The organism is Amycolatopsis sp. NPDC023774 (genome assembly GCF_040639695.1).
Classification (GTDB): Bacteria; Actinomycetota; Actinomycetes; order Mycobacteriales; family Pseudonocardiaceae; genus Amycolatopsis.
The window spans coordinates 488,087-501,529 of the sequence record NZ_JBFAAJ010000003.1; the positions used below are offsets into that span (position 1 = coordinate 488,087).

Genomic DNA, 13,443 nt, shown 5'->3' on the forward strand with positions numbered 1-13,443 from the left:
CGCGTTGCCGCGCGTGACAACCGTTCCCGCCGCGACTGTGGTCGGGTTGGCAGCGGGCAGCACAGCAAGGCAGAACGGCGGACGGGGCCGGGTGCGGCGGTAGCATCGGGAAGGTGAAACCGGCCTTCCTGACGCGCCGGGCCGCACAGCTCGGCCTCACCGCCGTCGCCCTGCGCCCGCCGCGCAACCGCGTCACGTCGATCCCCGTGTTCTTCACCGCGTGGCTCACCGACGAGCTCGCTCCGCAGCTGCTCGCGCTCACCGCCGCCGACACCGTGCAGCACCTCGCGCGGCACGGGCGGCGATCCTCGAAGGCCGGGGTCGCCTTGGCCGCGCTGTCGGCCGCCGGGCTGGGCGCGCTCGTGGCGACGGCGCAGCACGCCCGTGGCGAGGTCGAGTCGGCGCTCACCGAGGCACTCGGGCCGGACTACGCCACGCTGCTGGAGCACCCACCGAGCCCCCGCGACCTGGCGACGCCGTGGGGTCAGCTGGCGCTGCCGTTCCTCGGCCGCGACCCGGAGGTCGTGCGCGAGCGGAACATCCCGTACGCCCCGGGCGGCAAGCGGTTCCTGCTCGACGTGTTCCGGCCCGCGAAACCGGTGACCGGCGCGCCCGTGCTGCTGCAGATCCACGGCGGCGCCTGGACGATCGGCAACAAGGACGAGCAGGGCCAGCCCCTCATGCGCCACCTCGCGCGCCGCGGCTGGGTGTGCGTGGCGATCAACTACCCGCTCGCGCCCGCCCACCGCTGGCCCGCGCACGTGGAGGCCGCGAAGCGCGCGCTGGTGTGGATCCGGTCGAACATCGCGTCGTACGGCGGGGACCCGGGTTTCGTGGCCGTGACGGGTGGTTCGGCGGGCGGGCACCTCGCCGCGCTGCTCGCGCTGAGCCAGAACGACCCGGCGCTGCAACCGGACTTCCCCGGCGCCGACACCAGCGTGCAGGCGTGCGTGCCGCACTACGGCGTCTACGACATCGCGGCCACCAGCGGCGCGGCCGAGAGTAAGTACCGCCTGGAGAGCCTGCTGGCCCGGCGCATCTTCTCCCCCGACCGCGACCCGGTGACCTACCTCGACGACTACGTGGCCGCGTCCCCGCTCGACCGCGTCTCCGACTCGGCGCCGCCGTTCTTCGTGATCCACGGCCGCAACGACTCGCTCGTGCCCGTCGAGGAGGCCCGCGAGTTCGTGGCTCGGCTTCGCGCGACGTCCCAGCAGCCCGTCGCCTACGCCGAACTCGCGGGCGCGCAGCACGCGTTCGACATCTTCCCCTCGATCCGCAGCGCCCACGTGGTCCGGGGCGTGGAACGGTTCCTCGACCACACCTACCGGGCGTGGGCCGCGGCGGACCGGTAGCTCAGGGTTCGAGCGGCGCCTCCGGGTCCGCGAGCCGGTCGGCGTCGATCGGGCCTTCGGCGCGGATGAGGGCCTTGAGCTGGTCGCCGACGTCCCAGACGTTGACGTTCATGCCGGCCAGCACGTGGCCGTCGCGGAGCCAGAAGGCGATGAACTCGCGCGCCTCGACGTCGCCGCGGAAGACGACGCGGTCGTAGGCGCCCGGGTCGACGTGGCCGTGGTACTCCATGCCCAGGTCGTACTGGTCGGTGTAGAAGTACGGGAGCTCGTCGTAGGTGGCGTCCTGGCCGGTCATCGCGGCGGCAGCGACGGCGGGCTGGTTGAGGGCGTTGGCCCAGTGCTCCACGCGCACGTGCTTGCCGAACAGCGGGTGCAGCGCGGAGGCGACGTCGCCGGCGGCGAAGACGTTCGGGTCGGTGGTGCGCAGGGACGAGTCGACCACCACGCCGTTGTCCACGGCCAGGCCCGCGGCCTGCGCGAGCTCGACGTTGGGCGCGGCGCCGACCGCGACCAGCACGGCGTCGGCCGCGACCTCGGTGCCGTCGTCGAGACGGACCCCCGTCGCTTTGCCCCCGTCGGTGGTGATCGCCTCGACGTGCACGCCGAGGCGCAGATCCACGCCGTGGGCGCGGTGCAGGTCGGCAAAGACCGTGGCGACCTCGCGGCCCAGCACGGCCAGCAGCGGCAGCTCCGCGACCTCCAGCACGGTCACCTCGGCCCCCGCCTCGCGCGCGGCGGCGGCGACCTCCAGGCCGATCCAACCCGCGCCGATCACGGCCAGGCGCGTGCCGGCGGTCAGCGTCTCCTTGAGCTTCGCGGAGTCGGCCAGGCGGCGCAGGTAGTGCACGCCCTCGGCGTCGGCTCCGGGGATCGGCAGGTGCCGCGGGCTCGCGCCGGTGGCCAGCAGGAGCTTGTCGTAGGCCACGGTCTCGCCACCCTCGAGGCGGACCACGTGGTTGTCGCGGTCGATGGCGGTGGCCGTGACGCCCAGGCGCAGGTCCACGTCGTGCTCGGTGTACCAGCCCTCCTCGTGCACGAACACGCTGTCGCGCTCGGCCTTGCCCGCAAGGAAGTCCTTGGACAGCGGCGGGCGCTCGTAGGGCCGGTCGGGTTCGTCGCCGATGAGCGTCACCCGTCCGGCGAACCCCTGGGTCCGCAGTGCCTCAGCGGCCTTGGCGCCGGCCAAGCCCGCGCCGACGATGACAAAACCCTGCTCTGGCAAAGGAAACAACTCCTTTATGCGTTGACGCCCGTGAGTGCGAAGAACTCTTGGCGGGAGCGGGCATCCTCCCGCAGTGTGCCCAGCAATGTCGAGGTGACGGTGCTGGAGCCGGTGGCCTGCACGCCGCGCAGCGTCATGCACGTGTGCTCGGCCTCGATGACCACGCCGACTCCCTTCGGGCTCAGCTGCTCGCTCAGCCAGCCCGCGACCTGCTTCGTGAGCCGCTCCTGCACCTGCGGCCGGCACGCGAAGTGCTCGACCACGCGTGCGAGCTTCGACAGGCCGAGGATGCGGTCGCCCGGCAGGTAGCCGACGTGCGCGACGCCCGTGAACGGCAGCAGGTGGTGCTCGCACACCGACCGTACGGGGATGTCGCGGGCCAGCACCAGCTCGTCGTAGCCCTCGTCGTTGGGAAACGTGGTGAGGTCGAACGAGCGCGGCGTGAACAGCTCCGCGTACGCGCGCGCCATGCGCTCGGGCGTGCCCTGCAGGCTTTCCGTATCCAGGCTGACGCCGAGCGCCCGCAGGAAGTCGCCCGCGGCGCGCGCGGCGGCGGCGAGATCGATGCCGGGGTCGGGTTCGTGGACGACGTGGAGAGCAGAGCCGGAGCGCATGGAGACCCCTCGGGGTTCGTCGGGTTTTCGTCCATGAATATTGGTCTTATTGTCAGGCGTGGTCAAGGTGACCAGTTCAACAAGTTGAACTGACACTTGCGGACACGTTCATCGGCGTTATCGTGGACCCGTGACGACTGAGCCCGCCGCTCCTGCGATCAAGGCCGTGGCCGCGCTGGAGGAGGACCTGCGCCGCCGGATGTACACGTTCATCCGCGGCTCGGTGCGGCCCGTCACGCGCGACGAGGCCGCCGCGTCGGTGGGGATCTCGCGCAAGCTCGCCGCGTTCCACCTCGACAAGCTCGTGGACGCCGGCCTGCTGCGCTCGCGCTACGAGGCCGTCGGCGGCATCCGCAAGGTCGGCCGCACCCCGAAGGTGTACGAACCCGCCGACACCGACTTCGCCGTCACCATCCCGCCGCGCCGCCACGGCGTGCTCGCCGACATCCTCCTCGACGCCGTCGTCGCCGAAGCCGACGGCGAAACCGCCCGCGTCGCCGCGCTGCGCGTGGCGGGTGAGCGCGGCGAAGAGCTGGGCGCCACCGAACGCGCCTCCTTGCGCCCCGGCCGCCTCGGCGCCGAACGCGGCTTGACGCTCACCGAGGCCGTCCTCGCCCGGCAGGGGTTCGAGCCGCGTCGCGAAACGCCGACCTGTGTGCGGCTGCGCAACTGCCCGTTCCACCCGCTGGCGAGCAAGGCGCCGGATCTGGTGTGCGGAATCAACCAGGCCTTCCTGGGTGGCGTCGTGGCGGGGCTTCAGGTGCCCGGTGTCGAGGCGGTGCTGATCGATCCCGCGCCCGGCGGCTGCTGCGTGGAGCTGCGGGCGGATCAGCCCGGCGGGTAGGCGACGTCGAGGGCGCTGGTGGCCGGCGGGCCGTCGAGCTGCCAAGCCGAGCCCGCGCGGACGAAGCGGTACCAGCGGTGGTCGCGGCCGTAGCGCAGTTGCAGGGGGCCTTGGGTCACGCGGTTGCGCCAGATCGTAATGGGGCCGGGGAGGCCGGAGTCCGAGAGGCAGGCGCGGGCGTCGGCGAGCGGGCCCGGGCCCGGTGACCACGTTTCGCGCAAGGCAGCCAAGCCGCCACGGCCGGCTTCGCGCCAGCAGTGGGCCCAGGTGGTGAGCTCGGGCAGCGCGACACCGGCAGCCAGGGCGAGGGCGGGGAGTTCGGCGGCGGGCCGGGCGGCGACGCGGCGGGCCAGGTCCTCCTCGAACGTCAGCTCGGCCGCGGTGGCGCCCGAAACGAGCAGGTCACGCGCGAGGGAAGCGGCGTCGGCGGCGAGGGTGCCGAAGGTGGCCGCCGTCCAGCCCGTGCTCGGCGGCGGGTCGAGGTCGAGCACGGCGGGTGGGCCGGCGACGTCGGGCACAGGCGGTAACCGGGGTACGGCGGTGACGCGGCGGGCGTACGCGCGCTTCGGGGTGAGGCCGGGGTCGCGGACCTTCTTGTGTTGCGGGCGGTCGGGGGCGCGGAGCGTGCGAAGCCGGGCGAGGACTTCTTCGCGCGGGCGGCCGCGGAGTGTGAAGAGCACGAACGGGTCGGTGTCGACCTCGTCGGCCACGACGTAGTACACGGCGGCGACGTGTTTGCACGGGTTCGCCGAGTCCGGGCACGAGCAGCGCGGTCGGAGGTCGCCCGGGCCGGGGAGCAGGTCGGCGCCCACCTCGCGGGCCTGGGCGGCCAGCTCTTCAGGCAGCTCCCCGTCGAGCAACGCGGCGGTGTGGCCGAGGCGGCGGCCGACGACGTCGAGCAGCGTGTCCCACTGCCCGGGCGAGAACTCCTTCATCCGGATGGTCACGTGGTACGGCTCGGGCCGGCTCCCGCGCACGCGCGCGGTGACCTCACCGGCACCGACGCGCAGCTCGGTCACGGTGTCCTTGCGCGCGTAGGTGCGCCCGCGCGGCAGGCGGTTCGGGTCGACGCTCGCGCGCTGCTCCAGCGCCTCCACCCAGGCGCGGCCCCACCAGGTGTTGCCGAACGTCCTTCGCGGCGGCATCACCCACCCCCGAGCCGCACGAGGTCGGCGAGCTGGTCGTCGGACAGCTCGGTGATCCAGTCCTCCCCCGCGCCGACCACGGCCTCGGCCAGCCCGCGCTTCGTCTCGAGCACCGTGGCGATGCGCTCCTCCAGCGTGCCCTCGGCGATCAGCCGGTGGACCTGCACCGGCCGGTCCTGCCCGATCCGGTATGCGCGGTCGGTCGCCTGGTCCTCCACGGCCGGGTTCCACCAGCGGTCGTAGTGGATCACGTGCGTGGCGCGGGTGAGGTTGAGCCCGACGCCACCCGCTTTGAGCGACAGCAGGAACACCGGCACCTCGCCGGACTGGAACGACGCCACCAGTTCATCGCGCCGCTTCGGCCCGACCTCGCCCGACAGCAGCGCGACGGGCAGCCCGCGGTCGGCGAGGCGGCGTTCGAGCAGGCGGCACAGCCGCACGTACTGGCTGAACACGAGCACGCTGTCGCCCTCGTCGAGGATCACGTCGAGCAGCTCCTCGAACGCGGCGAGCTTGCCGGAGCGGCCGGTGAGGACTCCGCCGCTCTCCTTGAGGAACTGCGCGGGGTGGTTGCAGATCTGCTTGAGCTCGGTGAGCAGCTTGAGCACCTGCCCGCGCCGCTGAACGCCCTGCGACTCCCGGATCTCGACCAGGTTCTCCCGCACGACGGCCTCGTACAGCGTGGTCTGCTCGGCCGTGAGCGGCACGAACCGGTCGGTCTCAGTCTTGCGCGGCAGCTCCGGCGCGATGTCCGGGTCGGTTTTCTTGCGCCGCAGCAGAAAGGGGCGCACGGTCGTGGCCAGCCGCTCCGTGGCGGCCTGGTCCCGATCGCGCTCGATGGGCCGCGCGACGGTGCGGCGGAAGCGGTCGAGCGGGCCGAGCAGACCCGGTGTCGTCCAGTCCACCAAGGACCACAGCTCGGTGAGCCGGTTCTCCACGGGCGTGCCGGTGAGCGCCACACGCGCGGCGGCCGGGACCTTTCGCAGCTCTTTCGCCGTGGCGGACAACGGGTTCTTCACGTGCTGGGCCTCGTCGGCGGCGACGAGACCCCAGTCCACTTCGGACAGGGTCAAGCGATCGCGGCGGACCACGCCGTAGGTGGCGAGCACGACCTCGTCGGGCAGCAGGTCGTCGAGGTGACGGCCGCCGCCGTGGAAGCGGCGCACGCGCACGTCCGGCGCGAACCTGGCGAACTCGCGTTCCCAGTTGCCGAGCAGCGACGTCGGGCAAACGACCAGCGTGGGCCCGGCTTTCAGCGCGCGGCGGTGCAGGTGCAGGGCGATGAGCTGGATGGTCTTGCCCAGGCCCATGTCGTCGGCGAGGCACGCGCCGAGGCCGAGACTCGTCATCGTGGCGAGCCAGCCGACGCCCGCGAGCTGGTACGGGCGCAGCGTCGCCGCGAGTCCGTCCGGGGGGCCGACCGGCTCGGGGTTTCGCTCTTTGAGCCGTTCGACGAGGCCTGCGAGCGCGGGTTGCGCGGCGAACTCGACCGTTTCGCCGTCGAGTTCGAGCTCGCCCGTGAGCGCCGCGGCGAGTGCTTCGGCACCGGTGAGCTTGCGGTTGCGCTTGGCGCGCATGCGGGCGAGCAGGTGTGGGTCGAGCTTCACCCACTGGCCGCGCAGGCGGACGAGCGGCCGTTTGGCCTCGGCGAGCGTAGCGACTTCCTCGTCGGTCAGCTCGGCTCCTCCGAGGGAGAGGCGCCAGCGGAACTCCAGCAGGCCGGTCAACGGGAACGCGGGACCGGCTTCGCCGGCCGGGGCCTGCGTCGCGCTCGCCTTCGCGCGGACTTCGCCGGCAAAGAGATCCTTGGGCCACAACACTTCGATGCCGGCGCTGCCGAGGTCGCGGCCGCCGGCGCCGAGCAGGTCGACGACGTCGTCGTCGGACAGCGCGAGCTCCGTCGGCGCGGCTTCCGCGAGCACGCGTCCCAGAGGTGGCCACGCTCGCGCGCCGCGGCGCAGGCCGAGCAGCAGCTGGGTCTCCACCTGGTCGCCGAGGCGGTGCAGCACGGCGTCGGGCGCGTCCCACAGCGTCGCGGCTTCGACGACCAGGCTCGGCTCGAGCGCGGACCGCACGGCCAGCACGCCCGCGAACTGCTCGTCTTCGCGCGCTTCGACCCGCAGGATCAGCTGCGCGCCGTGGGGCCCGCGGGCGTCCAGCTCGGTGAGCCACGCCGCCGCGTCCGGCCCGACCAGCGTCGGCTCGGCCTCCGCGAACGCCGGCCCACCAGCCCCGACGGGTGCGGCCGGGCTGCGCACGAGCACGTCGGCCGCCGCGTCCCACAACGCCCGGACCAGCGACTCCGGCGAATGCAGCCGGATCCGCTTCACCCCGGACAACGGCAACGCGTGTGCCTCGGGCGGCAACGCCGACGCGAGCCCCCGCAACAGCTCCTCGTCCGCGGCGTCCAGCGGCCCCACCCGCCACGACCCCACGCCGCCCGCCGTGAGCGCCGGCCGCAACCTGCCGCGCGCCACGAGGTTGACCCCGGCGTTCACCACCGCCGACCACGCGGCGATCGCCGGGCTCACGTCGTCGGGCACCACCAGCAGCCGCGGGATCGCGCGCGCCAGCGGGACCAGCCTCGCGTCCACCTTGGTGCGCGCGAACTTCTTGTCGTTGGGCAGTACGAGCTCGATCGCGGTGTCGCCCGCGACGTCGTCACCCCACAACGCCAGCACACCCTCCCGCGGCGGGTCCGAGGGAAGGTAGGTGGCCTGGGTCAGTGCGCCGAACTCCACGCCCAGCACCGTAGGGCAGGGGTACGACAACCGGCTCGGCGCGGCGGGTCAAGCAGCCGGTCAGACGGCCGCGCGCCTCACCGACCGAGTGAATCCCGCGCCGCGCCGCCCGCCGGCGACGCCCGCCGGACGAGGCGGCGCACTGCGGCCGAGCGGTGCTGCGGGCCGAAAGTCGCCGTCGCCGCGTCCCACGCCAGTGCCTCCGCCACCTCGGCGCCGCACCGCATCTCGGCGCACACGTGCTTCACCGCCCGGAACGCCCCGATCACCTGCCCGAACTGCTCCCGCACCCGCGCGTTATCCGCCCGCCGTCAGGCACCACCGCGCGACTCCCCACCCTCGGGGCCTCGTCGCGGTACGGGACTCCTAACAAACATAGAACGCGTTACAGTTTTCCGGCCAGCGGGTCGGTAGGTGAACGTTTCGCCAGGAAAGGTACGCTGAACGCAGAACTGAAACGGGTTCCGCAAGACAGGAGAAGGCCGATGCCGGGCAAGGCGAAGGCGCCGGCGGCGAAGGCGCGCACCGGACTGGGCACGATCGGCGACGAGCTCGGCACCGCGGCGCAGCGCGACCGCCGTCGCCGCATCATCGACGCCACGCTCGCGCTGGCCTCCAAGGGCGGCTACGACGCCGTGCAGATGCGGGCCGTCGCCGAGAAGGCCGATGTCGCGCTGGGCACGCTCTACCGCTACTTCCCGTCGAAGATCCACCTGCTCGTGTCCGGCCTCGCGCGACAGTTCGAGCGGGCGCAGGAGAAGCTGGAACGCGCCGCGATCCCGGGTGAGACCCCCGCGGAGCGGCTGATGTTCGTACTGGGCCGCAACACGCGGCTCATGCAACGCGACCCGCACCTGACCGAGGCGATGGTGCGTGCGTTCATGTTCGCCGACACGTCCGCCGCGGCCGAGGTCGAGCTCGTCGGCCGGCTCATGGAGGACATGTTCGCGCAGGCCATGGGCATCGCCGAACCCACCGAGTCCGATCGCGACATCTTCCACGTCGTCGCCGACGTGTGGATGGCCAACCTCGTGGCGTGGGTGACGCGCCGGGCCTCGGCCGCCGACGTCGCCCACCGCCTCGAGCTGTCGGTCCACCTGCTGCTGGACAGGTAGGGCCCGCCGGCCGCGGGCCCTACCGGCTCAGGCAGTCAGCTTCGGCAGGACGTCCTTGCCGAACACGTCGAGGAACTGGTCCTGGTTGCGCCCGACGTTGTGGATGTAGATGCGGTTGAAGCCGGCGTCGACGTACTTCTGCAACGCCGCGCGGTGCTCGTCCGGGTCCGACGAGACGACCATGCGGCCCTCGAAGTCCTCGCGGCGCACGAGCTTGGCCATCTGCGCGAAGTCGAAGGGCGAGCGCACGTCGGCTTTGGGGAACTTCATGCCACCGTTGGGCCACTGATCCATCGCGTTGGCCCACGCGGTCTCGTCGTCCTCGGCCCAGGACAGGTGCACCTGCAGCAGCTTGGGCATCTCGTCCGGGTTCTTCCCGGCCTTCTTCGCCCCGGCATTGAAGTTGTCGAGGATCCGCGCCAGCTTCTCGATCGACGCGCCCGGGGTGATCAGCCCGTCGGCCAGCTCCCCGGTCTTGCGCGAGGTGTAGGGTCCGGCGGAGGCGATGTAGACCGGCGGCGGCGTGTCGGGCAGGGTCCACAGGCGAGTGGTGTGCAGCTTGAAGAACTCGCCGTTGTGCTTGACGTCCTTGCCCGTGAACAGCTTCCGGATCACCTCCAGCGCCTCGAACATCCGCCGCACCCGCTCCGGCGCCTCGGGCCAGTAGCCGCCGATGATGTGCTCGTTGAGCGCCTCACCCGACCCGATCCCCAGCCACGTACGCCCCGGATACGTCGCCTCCAGCGTCGCCGCAGCCTGCGCCACCATCGCCGGGTGCAACCGGAACGACGGGCACGTCACCCCGGGACCCAGGTCACCGGTGGTGTTCTCCGCCAGCGACGCCAGCATGCTCCACACGAACGACGACTCACCCTGCTGCGGAACCCACGGCTGGAAGTGGTCCGCCGCCATCTGCCCCGAGAAGCCCCGCTCCTCGCCCGCCTTCGCCAACCGAATCGACTCCCGCGGCGAAAACTGCTCCAACGCAGCCGCAAGACCGATCTGCACGTCACTCACGCGTTTCCGCTCCTTCACCGGTACTTTTCGACGACCTCGACGAGGGCGTCGAGCCTGCTCAGGGTCTCCGCTTCGGGCCGCGTGCCGAGCAGGAGCGTGATGCGCTCCACCCCGGCTTCGGCGTAGGCCTCCAGCAGAGCTTCGTTCTTGCTGCCCACCGCGAACACCGACACCGGCGTACCGGGGGCGAACTCGTCGCGCAGCGCCATGAGTTTCGCGACCCGCTCGGGCACGACCACGGAGTTCGGCATCCACACGCCGCCGTGGCGGGCGGCCCGCCGCGCCGCGTGCCGGCTGTTGCCGCCGACGTAGATCGGCGGGTGCGGCTTCTGCGCCGGCTTCGGGTACGCCACGGCGCGATCGAAATGAGTGAACTCGCCGTGGAAGGTCGCTTCCTCGGCCGTCCACAGCTGTTTCATCGCGGCCAGCCGCTCGTCGAGCAACTGGCCGCGCGTGTCGGGATCGGTGCCGTGGTCGCGCATTTCCTCGAGGTTCCAGCCCGCGCCCACGCCGAACACCACGCGCCCGCCCGAGAGGTGGTCGAGCGAGGCGACCTCCTTGGCCGTCTGGATCGGGTCGCGCTGCGCCAGCAGGGCGACGCCGGTGCCCAGCAGCAGCGTCGAGGTCACCGAGGCGGCCGCCGTGAGCGCCACGAACGGGTCGTACATCCGGTAGTACATCCGCGGAAGCTCCCCGCCCGCCGGGTACGGCGACTGCCGGTCTGCGGGGATGTGCGAGTGCTCCCCGACGAACAGCGCGTCGAACCCGCGTTCCTCGACGCTGCGCGCGAGCGCGTCGGGCCGGATGCCCTCGTCCGTGACGAAGCTGAAGATCCCGAACTTCACGACGCCGTCCCGTAGGCCGCCGCGACGCGCGCGAATTCGTCGAGCGCCGCGAGTGTCTCCGCTTCGGGCAGCGTGGGCAGCTGAACCGTGTAGCGCTCCACCCCGGCCGCGGCGAACCGCTTCATGCGCTCCGCGTCGGCGCCACCGCCGAAAACGGTGACGGGCACGTCGGGGCGCCCCTGCTCGGCGAGCCACTCACGCACGCGGCGAATCTCTTCGCTCCCCGTGTACGCGATCGGCATCCAGCCGTCGCCGTGCCGGACCAGGCGGCGCAGCGCCGCGGGGCTCGACCCACCGATGTAGATCGGCGGGTGCGGCGTCTGCACCGGCTTGGGCCAGGCGAAGATCGGGTCGAAGTTCACGTGTTTGCCGTGGTAGGCCGCCTGCTCCTGGGTCCAGATGGCCTTGAGCGCCTCGATCTGCTCGTCGATCAGCTCGCCACGCGTGGCCGGGTCCGTGCCGTGGTTGGCCATCTCCTCCCGGTTCCAGCCCACGCCGACACCCAGCGCCACCCGGCCGCGCGACACCAGGTCCAGTGACGCGACCTCCTTGGCCGTGTGGATCACGTCGCGCTGGATCAGCAGCGCGATACCCGTGCCCAGCACGAGGTCCGACGTGTTCACCGCGGCGGCGGTGAGCGCGACGAACGGATCGAGCGTGCGGTAGTACTCCCGGGCCAGGTCACCGCCACCGGGGTACGGGGTCTTCCGGCTGACGGGGATGTGGGAGTGCTCGGCCAGCAGCAGCGAGTCGAAACCCCGCTCCTCCGCCGCCTCGCCCAGCACGTCCGGGCGGATACCTTCATCGGTCACGAACGTGGAGATCCCGAGCTTCATGAGATCATCGAACCACGGTTCACCGGTGGTCCGCCGCGAGCCGCGCGAGGTCGTCGAGCGCGGCCAGCGTCTCGGCTTCGGGCAGCGTCGGCAGCATGAAGGTGTAGCGCTCTACGCCCGCTTCGGCGAACCGCTTCACCGCGTCGGCGTCGGGTCCGCCCCCGAAAACGGTGAACGGCACGTCGGTGCGGCCCTGCTCGGCGAGCCATTCGCGCACACGCTTGATCTCGTCGGACGGCGTCTGCTGGCGCGGCAGCCAGGCGTCGCCGTGGCGGGCCAGCCGGCGCAGCGCGGCCGGGCTCTCGCCGCCGACGTAGATCGGCGGGTGCGGCGTCTGCACGGGTTTGGGCCAGGCGAAGATCGGGTCGAAGTTGACGTGTTTGCCGTGGTAGGCCGCCTGCTCCTGGGTCCAGATGGCCTTGAGCGCCTCGATCTGCTCGTCGATCAGCTCGCCACGCGTGGCCGGGTCCGTGCCGTGGTTGGCCATCTCCTCCCGGTTCCAGCCCACGCCGACACCGAACGCCACCCGGCCGCGCGACACCAAGTCGAGTGACGCGACCTCCTTGGCCGTGTGGATCACGTCGCGCTGGATCAGCAGCGCGATACCCGTGCCCAGCACGAGCTCCGAGGTGTTCACCGCCGCCGCGGTCAGCGCGACGAACGGGTCCAGCGTGCGCTTGTACTTCTCGGGCAGGCCGCCGCCACCGGGGTAGGGACTCTCCCGGCTCGTGGGGATGTGCGAATGCTCGGCGAGGAACAGCGAGTCGAAGCCCCGCTCCTCCAGCGCCTCGCCCAGCACGTCCGGGCGGACACCTTCGTCGGTCACGAACGTGGAGATCCCGAAGTCCATGCTTCGTTCTACCCGTTGGGCCATGGCTCTATTCCCGCGACGGGCACTCGCGGGCGCCCTCGGTTGACGACGTGCGCCGGACCGGCACAGCATGATGCCGAAGATCATCAACTGTGAACAGGTGGTTACCGTGGCCGAACCGGGCACCAACATGGATGTCCCCGACTTCGAGCAGATCTACCGGGGTGAGACACCGCTCGGTGGCAAGATCCCGTGGGACTTCGGCGCGCCCCAGCCCGTAGTCGTGGCGCTGGCCGGCGGCGGCGGCGAGTTCGTCGGCGAGGTGCTCGACGTCGGCTGCGGCCTGGGGGACAACGCCTCGTTCCTCGCCTCGCGCGGCTTCCGCGTCACGGGCGTGGACAGCTCGCCGACGGCGATCGAGCGGGCTCGCGCCCGCGCCGCCTCGATGGGCCTCGACGTCGCGTTCGCCGTCGCCGACGCGACGAAGCTCGACGGGTACGAGAACCGCTTCGACGCCGTTCTCGACAGCGCGCTCTACCACTGCCTGGAAGCCGCGCAGCGGCGGGAATACCTCGCAACACTCACCCGCGTGACCCGCCCGGGCGCCCGGCTGCACCTGCTCTGCTTCTCGTCCCAGCTGCCCGACGCCTTTCCCACGCCGCACCGGTTCGGCGAGACCGAACTGCGGGAGGAGGTCGGGCAGGAGTGGACGGTCGAGAGCGTCAAACCTGCCTTCTACACCACGTCGTTCACCCGCGAAGACCTCGAGGCCGGCGCCCGCATGTTGCTGGGTGGAGACGCTGACACCACCGGTCTCGCCCTGATGGACACCGACGCGGACGGCCGCGTGCTGGCCCCCGTCTGGCAACTGACCGCCCACCGCGCCTGAGCGCGGGCG

General features: G+C 72.0%; 12 protein-coding genes and 1 pseudogene. 4 read left to right on the forward strand and 9 right to left on the reverse strand.

Annotation, left to right across the window (positions count from 1 at the left end):
• Positions 1-113: 113 nt before the first annotated feature.
• Positions 114-1,355, forward strand: a complete 1,242-nt coding sequence (locus AB0F91_RS11925) for an alpha/beta hydrolase (RefSeq protein WP_360596987.1) — start codon at positions 114-116, stop codon at positions 1,353-1,355.
• 1 nt (position 1,356) lies between these two features.
• Here the strand turns inward: AB0F91_RS11925 and AB0F91_RS11930 are convergent, their stop codons facing one another.
• Together AB0F91_RS11930 and folE are read right to left on the reverse strand one after the other, a co-directional pair.
• A complete protein-coding gene (locus tag AB0F91_RS11930) occupies positions 1,357-2,577 on the reverse strand; it encodes an FAD-dependent oxidoreductase (RefSeq protein ID WP_360596989.1) in 1,221 nt (406 codons plus the stop codon).
• Between the two features lie 14 nt (positions 2,578-2,591).
• The gene (gene folE, locus AB0F91_RS11935) at positions 2,592-3,191 is read right to left on the reverse strand and encodes a GTP cyclohydrolase I FolE (protein ID WP_360596991.1); all 600 of its coding nucleotides are present in this window, start codon (positions 3,189-3,191) and stop codon (positions 2,592-2,594) included.
• A gap of 199 nt (positions 3,192-3,390) precedes the next feature.
• Here folE and AB0F91_RS11940 point away from each other — a divergent pair, with 199 nt between their 5' ends.
• Positions 3,391-4,035: a transcriptional regulator gene (locus AB0F91_RS11940; RefSeq protein ID WP_360597105.1), complete on the forward strand. Its 645-nt coding sequence runs from the start codon at positions 3,391-3,393 to the stop codon at positions 4,033-4,035.
• On the opposite strand, the gene AB0F91_RS11945 is transcribed toward AB0F91_RS11940, so the two are convergent.
• From AB0F91_RS11945 to AB0F91_RS11955, 3 genes and pseudogenes are all read right to left on the reverse strand, one after another.
• Positions 4,020-5,180 (reverse strand): SWIM zinc finger family protein, encoded by a 1,161-nt coding sequence (locus tag AB0F91_RS11945; RefSeq protein ID WP_360596992.1) that lies wholly within the window; start codon positions 5,178-5,180, stop codon positions 4,020-4,022. The genes AB0F91_RS11940 and AB0F91_RS11945 overlap by 16 nt on opposite strands.
• Entirely contained in the window at positions 5,180-7,921 is a 2,742-nt protein-coding gene (locus tag AB0F91_RS11950) for a DEAD/DEAH box helicase (RefSeq protein ID WP_360596994.1), read from the reverse strand. Before AB0F91_RS11950 ends, AB0F91_RS11945 begins: the two co-directional genes overlap by 1 nt.
• Before the next feature lie 173 nt (positions 7,922-8,094).
• Positions 8,095-8,254: pseudogene (locus AB0F91_RS11955) on the reverse strand (acyl-CoA dehydrogenase family protein); the annotation flags it as partial.
• A gap of 152 nt (positions 8,255-8,406) precedes the next feature.
• Between AB0F91_RS11955 and kstR the strand changes: the two are divergent.
• Positions 8,407-9,036, forward strand: a complete 630-nt coding sequence (gene kstR, locus AB0F91_RS11960; RefSeq protein WP_360596996.1) for a cholesterol catabolism transcriptional regulator KstR — start codon at positions 8,407-8,409, stop codon at positions 9,034-9,036.
• Positions 9,037-9,063: 27 nt separating this feature from the next.
• On the opposite strand, the gene AB0F91_RS11965 is transcribed toward kstR, so the two are convergent.
• Genes AB0F91_RS11965 through AB0F91_RS11980 form a run of 4 tightly spaced genes read right to left on the reverse strand, consistent with a single transcriptional unit; the run spans position 9,064 to position 12,584 of the window.
• Positions 9,064-10,053 (reverse strand): TIGR03557 family F420-dependent LLM class oxidoreductase, encoded by a 990-nt coding sequence (locus AB0F91_RS11965; protein WP_360596998.1) that lies wholly within the window; start codon positions 10,051-10,053, stop codon positions 9,064-9,066.
• Between the two features lie 14 nt (positions 10,054-10,067).
• Positions 10,068-10,898 (reverse strand): LLM class F420-dependent oxidoreductase, encoded by an 831-nt coding sequence (locus tag AB0F91_RS11970; RefSeq protein WP_360597000.1) that lies wholly within the window; start codon positions 10,896-10,898, stop codon positions 10,068-10,070.
• The gene (locus AB0F91_RS11975) at positions 10,895-11,734 is read right to left on the reverse strand and encodes an LLM class F420-dependent oxidoreductase (RefSeq protein WP_360597002.1); all 840 of its coding nucleotides are present in this window, start codon (positions 11,732-11,734) and stop codon (positions 10,895-10,897) included. The genes AB0F91_RS11970 and AB0F91_RS11975 overlap by 4 nt, the downstream gene beginning before the upstream one ends.
• Positions 11,735-11,753: 19 nt before the next feature.
• Positions 11,754-12,584 (reverse strand): LLM class F420-dependent oxidoreductase, encoded by an 831-nt coding sequence (locus AB0F91_RS11980; protein WP_360597003.1) that lies wholly within the window; start codon positions 12,582-12,584, stop codon positions 11,754-11,756.
• A 130-nt stretch (positions 12,585-12,714) separates the two neighbouring features.
• Between AB0F91_RS11980 and AB0F91_RS11985 the strand changes: the two genes are divergently transcribed.
• Positions 12,715-13,434 carry a class I SAM-dependent methyltransferase gene (locus AB0F91_RS11985; protein WP_360597005.1) on the forward strand — a complete coding sequence of 240 codons (720 nt, stop codon included), beginning with the start codon at positions 12,715-12,717 and terminating at the stop codon, positions 13,432-13,434.
• Positions 13,435-13,443 lie beyond the last annotated feature (9 nt).

Coding starts and splice junctions, on each gene's coding strand:
- folE (WP_360596991.1), bottom strand. CDS start 3,191: ATGCGCTCCGGCTCTGCTCTCCACGTCGTCCACGAACCCGACCCCGGC.
- kstR (WP_360596996.1), top strand. CDS start 8,407: ATGCCGGGCAAGGCGAAGGCGCCGGCGGCGAAGGCGCGCACCGGACTG.
- AB0F91_RS11945 (WP_360596992.1), bottom strand. CDS start 5,180: ATGCCGCCGCGAAGGACGTTCGGCAACACCTGGTGGGGCCGCGCCTGG.
- AB0F91_RS11980 (WP_360597003.1), bottom strand. CDS start 12,584: ATGGACTTCGGGATCTCCACGTTCGTGACCGACGAAGGTGTCCGCCCG.
- AB0F91_RS11940 (WP_360597105.1), top strand. CDS start 3,391: ATGTACACGTTCATCCGCGGCTCGGTGCGGCCCGTCACGCGCGACGAG.
- AB0F91_RS11975 (WP_360597002.1), bottom strand. CDS start 11,734: ATGAAGCTCGGGATCTCCACGTTCGTGACCGATGAAGGTATCCGCCCG.